Annotated in this window: 5 protein-coding genes and 1 pseudogene; 2 read left to right on the top strand and 4 right to left on the bottom strand. The window is 74.5% G+C overall.

The window, feature by feature from the left end; all coding sequences use genetic code 11:
• Positions 1-132 (top strand): annotated as a pseudogene (locus ACFO4E_RS21670) (IS481 family transposase); the annotation flags it as partial.
• A gap of 247 nt (positions 133-379) precedes the next feature.
• On the opposite strand, the gene ACFO4E_RS21665 reads toward ACFO4E_RS21670, so the two are convergent.
• The 3 genes from ACFO4E_RS21665 to gudD form a co-directional block, all read right to left on the bottom strand.
• The gene (locus tag ACFO4E_RS21665) at positions 380-1,258 is read right to left on the bottom strand and encodes a bifunctional helix-turn-helix transcriptional regulator/GNAT family N-acetyltransferase (RefSeq protein WP_378577609.1); all 879 of its coding nucleotides are present in this window, start codon (positions 1,256-1,258) and stop codon (positions 380-382) included.
• A 19-nt stretch (positions 1,259-1,277) separates the two neighbouring features.
• The gene (locus tag ACFO4E_RS21660; RefSeq protein ID WP_378577607.1) at positions 1,278-1,646 is read right to left on the bottom strand and encodes a cupin domain-containing protein; all 369 of its coding nucleotides are present in this window, start codon (positions 1,644-1,646) and stop codon (positions 1,278-1,280) included.
• Positions 1,647-1,754: 108 nt separating this feature from the next.
• Complete coding sequence (gene gudD / locus ACFO4E_RS21655; RefSeq protein ID WP_378577605.1) at positions 1,755-3,110, bottom strand: glucarate dehydratase; 1,356 nt, start codon at positions 3,108-3,110, stop codon at positions 1,755-1,757.
• 449 nt (positions 3,111-3,559) lie between these two features.
• Between gudD and ACFO4E_RS21650 the strand changes: the two genes are divergently transcribed.
• Complete coding sequence (locus ACFO4E_RS21650) at positions 3,560-3,769, top strand: hypothetical protein (protein WP_378577603.1); 210 nt, start codon at positions 3,560-3,562, stop codon at positions 3,767-3,769.
• Between the two features lie 151 nt (positions 3,770-3,920).
• Here the strand turns inward: ACFO4E_RS21650 and ACFO4E_RS21645 are convergent, their stop codons facing one another.
• Positions 3,921-5,081 (bottom strand): helix-turn-helix domain-containing protein, encoded by a 1,161-nt coding sequence (locus ACFO4E_RS21645; RefSeq protein ID WP_378577601.1) that lies wholly within the window; start codon positions 5,079-5,081, stop codon positions 3,921-3,923.
• Positions 5,082-6,000 lie beyond the last annotated feature (919 nt).

Below are 6,000 nucleotides of genomic sequence, written 5' to 3'. Positions count from 1 at the left end.
TACACCTCAGAGACCCAGCGGCGCCAGGCGTTCCCGGAATGGCTGCACCACTACAATCACCACCGGTTCCACACCGCGATCAGCGGCCCTCCCGCCACCCGCGTACCTAACCTCTCGGGGCAGTACATCTAGGGCTCCGGCGCATTTCCCGCCCCGGTTCCGGCCCGGTCCGGCACCTGCTCCGGCCCGGTCCGGGACTGATTCGCGCCCGGTCCGGGACCCGTTCCGGTGGGCGATCGTGTGGTCGCCCACCGGGACCGGGACGGCTTCGCGGCACCTCTCGCGCTCTTCTCGCTTCTCGACGCCTTCTCGGCGCTCGGGCGCTTCGGCCGGCGTCTCCCTTTCGACGGCGTTCCCTGGGCGGTGGCCCGCCCCCGCGTCATCCTGTCCGGAGGGCCTTCTCGAAGGCGTGGTGGACGTGGATGTCGCCGTCGTAGGGCGGGATCTCCACGTATCCGCGGGTGCGGTACATGGCCAGGGCCTCGCGCAGGGCGCTGTTCGTGCCGAGCCGCAGGGCGTGCATGCCCATGGCCGCGGCGTGGAGCTCGACCTCGCGCAGCAGGCGGTGTCCCAGCCCGATGCCGCGGGCGTCGGAGCGCACCCACATGTGCCGCACCTCGCCGACTCCGTCGTCATCGAGCCTGCGCAGCGCCGCACAGCCGACCGCGCGTCCGTGCTCGGTCGCGATCAGCAGGGCCCCCCGGGGGGCGGTGAGCTCGTCGGCGTCGACCAGTTCGCCGTCGTCGTAGCCTTCGGGGACGCGAGCGCGCATCTCGTCCGCGAACGCCGACAGGCAGGCCCGGGCGGGGGCCGAGGTCGCCTCGGCCACCGCGACGTCGATCCCCGCCAGCCGGAGCAGCCGGCGGACCTGCGCCATGGCGTCGATGAGCCGGTCCTGCTGCGGCTGGTCGAGGGCGGACAGCAGATCGTCGGCCACATCCGTCGCCCGGCTGTTCATGTCCGCGAGCGCGGCGTCGCCGGCCGGAGTGAGGGCCGCGGTCCGGATGCGGCGGTCGCCGTCCGCGGCCCGCACCGTGATGAGGCCCTGCCCTTCCAGGGAGCGCAGGAGCCGGCTCAGGTACCCGGAGTCGAGTTCCAACCGCGCCCGGAGATCGCGCACGTCGGCGCCGGAACCGATCTCGAAGAGGACGCGGGACTCGCTGAGCGGCCGGTCGGCGCCCATATAGCGATCGGTCAGCAGGCCGATCCGCTGCGTGTAGTAGCGGTTGAAGTCGCGGAACTCCGCGGCGTGACTCACCGTGCCCATCGTCCGCCCCTCAGCCGGTCAGTTCCTGGAGCTCGGCCGTCCGCGCGCCGCCCGCGTCGCCGGTGTTGACCGTGCCCTTCGGTTCGAAGAGCATCACGGAGACCTCGCCCTCGGCCTTGGGGCAGTGCTCGACACCGCGCGGGACCACGAAGACGTCATCGGGCCCCAGGACGACGTCGCGATCGCGGAGCCGGATGGTCAGCTCGCCGGAGATGACGAGGAACATCTCGTCGGTGTCGGGGTGGGAATGCCACACGAACTCGCCCTGGAGCTTGACGACCTTGACGTCGTAGTCGTTGACGCTCGTCAGGCGGCGCGGCTGCCACTGGTCGGTGATGCCGGCCAGGGCGTCGCTGATGTTGCGCACGTCGGTGTCCATGGAGCAAGTATCTGACGTTGGTCAGACAACGGCAAATCCGGCCCAGGCGACGACCCGCCGCTCCCGGATTCCGTCCTCCGTCTCCGGACTCCGACGTTCAGCCTCCGGTCACCCCGCGGCGGACGGCTCCCGGTCGAGCGCCGGGCGCTTGGGGTCGAAGCTCCATCCGGGAACGAGGTACCGCATCGCGGCCGCGTCGTCGCGCGCGCCGAGGCCGTGCTCGCGGTAGAGCCGGTTGGCGGCGTCCACCCGTTCCATGTCCAGCTCCACGCCGAGGCCGGGGCGGTCGGGAAGCGCGAGTTCCCCGTCGCTGATGACGAGGGGGTCGGTGGTGAGCCGCTGGCCGTCCTGCCAGATCCAGTGCGTGTCGATCGCCGTGATGTCGCCGGGCGCGGCCGCGGCGACGTGGGTGAACATCGCCAGGGAGACGTCGAAGTGGTTGTTGGAGTGCGACCCCCACGTCAGCCCCCACGCGTCGCAGAGCTGGGCGACGCGGACCGACCCCTGCATCGTCCAGAAGTGCGGGTCGGCCAGCGGGATGTCGACGGACGCGCCGCGCACCGCGTGCCCGAGCTGGCGCCAGTCGGTCGCGATCATGTTGGTCGCGGTGGGCAGGCCGGTGGCCCGGCGGAACTCCGCGAGCACCTCGCGGCCCGAGAAGCCGGCCTCGGCGCCGCACGGATCCTCGGCGTAGGCGAGCACGTCGCGCAGGGAGCGCCCGAGTTCGATCGCACGGGCCAGTGGCCAACCCCCGTTGGGGTCGAGCGTGACGCGCGCGTCGGGGAACCGGTCGGCCAGCGCGCGGATGGTCTCGGCCTCCTCCTCGCCCGGGAGCACGCCGCCCTTGAGCTTGAAGTCGCGGAAGCCGTAGCGCCGCTGGGCCGCCTCGGCGAGGCGGACCACCGCCTCGGGGGTCAGCGCCTCCTCGTCGCGGAGCCGGATCCAGTCGTCCTCCGCGTCGCCGTCCGACCGGTACGGGAGGTCGGTGCGCCCGCGGTCGCCCACGTAGAACAGGTAGCCGAGCACGGGCACCCGGTCGCGCTGCACGCCGTCGCCGAGCAGGGCGGCGACGGGGACGTCGAGGTACTGCCCGAGCAGGTCCAGCAGCGCCGATTCCACCGCGGTGACCGCGTGCACCGTCACCCGCAGGTCGAAGGTCTGCGCGCCCCGCCCCGCCGCGTCGCGGTCGCTGAAGCGGGCCCGGATGTCGTTCAGGACGCCGTTGCGGTCGCCGATCGGCCGCCCGACGACGAGCGTGATGGCGTCCTCCAGGGTGGCGCGGATCGACTCGCCGCCGGGGACCTCGCCGACGCCGCTGCGGCCGTCGGAGTCGGTGAGGACGACGAGGTTGCGGGTGAAGAACGGGGCGTGCGCGCCGCTGAGGTTGAGCAGCATGCTGTCGTGGCCCGCCACGGGGATCACACGCATGGCGGTGACGACGGGGGTCTTCGGCGGAGCGCTCATCGACGCCTTTCCTCGGGCGGGCGGCAGTGGCCGGCGGTGATCGCCGCGTTCACCTCGAACGTAACCCCCGTCACTCATGCACGTCCAAGGTCGTTTTTGCATCAGCCCATACCGGAAAGGAATCGGCGGCGCGTCGGCCCCGCCGCCCCGTTCGTCCCCGCTCGTTCCGTCGCCGCCATTGTCGACCCGCGTGCCGCGCGGCATCGCCCGGGCGCGGCCGATCCGGCGTTCCGATTCCCGGCCGGGGCCCTGCCCGCCGCGACGGCGCTCGGCCCGACGGCCGTCTCGACTTCCGTCTCGACGGCCGGCGCTCTTTTCCGGCGCGTTAACAATGTTTTTGTTTTCTTCCCGGATATCCGATTTCCGAGAAATAGGGAATTTCTCCTGCGGGCGATCCGGAATATGATCTTGCGTCCGCCGAATTGCGCGGCGGCGTTGGGAGGGTGCGCGTGGAGGACACGGTGCGGCGCGACGCGGTCACGCTGGCGGTGGTGGGAGTGGTCTGGCTGGCGATCGGCTGCGTCCTGCTCCCCGGAACGGGATGGATCACCTGGACGGCGTTCGCGGCCGCCGCCGTCTTCCTGGTGCTGGCCGCCGTGCGGGCCGTCGCGCTCCGGCGGGCGCGGGGCCGGCACGCCTCCGAGGACCCCGCCCCCTGACGCTCCGGTGGCACCGCGATCCGCGGAACACCGATGCCCGGCGCGCGGCCACGCGGCGCTCGGTGCTCGGTGCTCGGTCCGCAGGGCCGGAGCCCAGTGGCCGCCGGGCCGGAGAACGCCGGCAGGCCGGCTGAGGCCCGCGCCGCGGGCCTCAGCCGGCCGGGGGCACGGGGTCCGCTGGGCGGGCCGCCGCCTCCCGGTAGTCCTTCGGGGTCGTTCCGTACGCGGTGCGAAAGGCGCGGCTGAAAGCCGAAGGGTGCGGGAAGCCCCAGCGGGTGCCGATCTCCTGCACGCGCAGGCGGGCGAGCCGCGGATCGGAGAGGGCGCGGCGGGCACCGTCGAGGCGGCGGCGCCGGATCCACGCCGCCAGCGTCGTGTCGTGCCCCTGGAGGAGCCGGTGCAGGTAGCCCACGGAGATCCCGTGTGCCTCCGCGATCATGCCGGGGCTCAACAGCGGGTCGCCGAGGTGCCGGTTGACGAACGCCTGGATGCGCAGGATCAGGTTCCGCCGGTGGCTCTCCTCGGGCGCGTCCAGGTCGAGTTCGCGGGCGAGCAGCGCGGCCGCCAGGTCGAGGACGGCGCCGCCCAGGCGCTCGTCGGCGGCGGCCCCGAAGCCCGCCGCGTCGGACGCGACCCGCTGGACGAGCCCGGCCAGGAGCACGCCGACCGGGTCGGCTACCGGGATCCTCCGGCCGAGGAGGCCGTCGACCCACGGCGCGGGCAGCAGCAGGGCCGCCCGCGGCACGCCGACGGCGGCCGCCCCGGACGCGGCGCCGTCTCGGGCGATCCCGGACCCGGCGTCGCCCCCGGCTCCCCCGAGCACGCCACCGTCCCCGGGGGTGCCGAAAGCGCCGCCGTCTCCGAAGGCCGCAACAGCGCCGCCTTCGCTGTGGAGCCCGGCGGCGCTGCCGCGTCCCGGTGTGCCGGAGGCATGGGGGAACGGGTACGGCGCGTCGTACAGGTCGATACCGCCCGCTGTTTCCGGACCGTCCGCTGTTTCCGGTGCGGTCGCGGTCTCGGGCCCGGGCCGCGCGCCGGGGGTGGCGGCGTCCGGCGGCAGCGAGATGAACAGCTCCCCGGGACCGGAATCGCGCACGGGCGACGAGGTCCCGGTGTCCTCAGGGGGCGCGGGGGAGACGGCCCACACGCGGACGTCGCCCAAGGCGCGGACGCACCGCCACCCCGGGGCTCGGGCCGCCGACACGACGTAGGCGTCGTCGGCGGGGTGCGAACCGGTGCCGGCGCGCCGTTTCCGGCGCGCGGACCGGTCGGCCGCCTGCGGATCCGCGGTGGGGGACGCGGTCTCGATCATCCTGCCCTTCCTCGGGGCGCCCGTTCACCGCCGGTCGTGGGCGGCGAGCGGAGCGGCGACGTGGCGGTCCGGCCGCCGGAGGCGGCGGGCGGAGGGGTCGCCCGCCAGGGCCGGTCGCGTTCACCGCCCAGCCTCGCCGGACACGCTTCCGGCTCTCTTGCCGGACGCTTTCACGCCTCCTCCGGCGCGGTGAAGGGCCCTTGGGCCGATTCCCAGGAATCCCCCGGATTTCCCAGGAACCCCGCGGGCCCCGCGGACGCTGGAGCGCCGCACGGCCGGCCGGGGACAGGGCGGCCGGGGTCGGCGAAGGAGGGTGGCGAGCGGGTCGGCGTGCACGGCGTGCGGCGTGCCTACCGCGCGCGTGAGTGCGACATCCGCCAGGTGGTGTCGGCCGCGTAGGAGACCGCGTGCTCAGCGTGGGCGTGAGTGCGACGTTGAGGCCGTGCGCGCCGCGCGGACCGGACGCGGCGATGGCCGGCTCCGCGACCACGACGGCGTCGAACTCCAGGCCCTTGGCGAGCGATGCCGGGACGCGGACCAGGTGCTCCGCCGCCATCGCGCCGTCGTCGGCGCCGAGGAGCGGCGCGCCCACCCCGGCGCCGTCGCGCGGACCCGCACCGCCCTCGCCGTCCTGGACGCCCGGCCAGCCCCGCGGCGCCCGCCCCCGCCCGCGGCACGGCGCGCGCCCGCCGGCGCCCGGCGGCGGCGGGAACCCCGCCCCTCCGCCGGCCCCAGCCCACTCCCCCGGCGCCCGCCGCTCCGGGCACGTGTCGCGGCGCGTGGCGGCCGACGCGAGCGGCGCCGTTCCGGACGCGGAATTTACGCCCGACACGTCCCACCCTGAGGATCCATCGTCACGCTCCGTGTTTGCATGAACGGGTGACGGACGGTGGTCCGCGGACGTGACGAGGAGCGGAGG

Origin of the sequence: Nocardiopsis mangrovi (assembly GCF_042653925.1) — a bacterium.
Lineage (GTDB): Bacteria > Actinomycetota > Actinomycetes > Streptosporangiales > Streptosporangiaceae > Nocardiopsis_B > Nocardiopsis_B mangrovi.
This window is presented reverse-complemented; position numbering and strand designations above follow the sequence as displayed.

What these genes read in the sequence shown, in the direction of transcription:
- gudD (WP_378577605.1), bottom strand. Translation starts at nt 3,110, where the DNA reads ATGAGCGCTCCGCCGAAGACCCCCGTCGTCACCGCCATGCGTGTGATC.
- ACFO4E_RS21645 (WP_378577601.1), bottom strand. Translation starts at nt 5,081, where the DNA reads ATGATCGAGACCGCGTCCCCCACCGCGGATCCGCAGGCGGCCGACCGG.
- ACFO4E_RS21660 (WP_378577607.1), bottom strand. Translation starts at nt 1,646, where the DNA reads ATGGACACCGACGTGCGCAACATCAGCGACGCCCTGGCCGGCATCACC.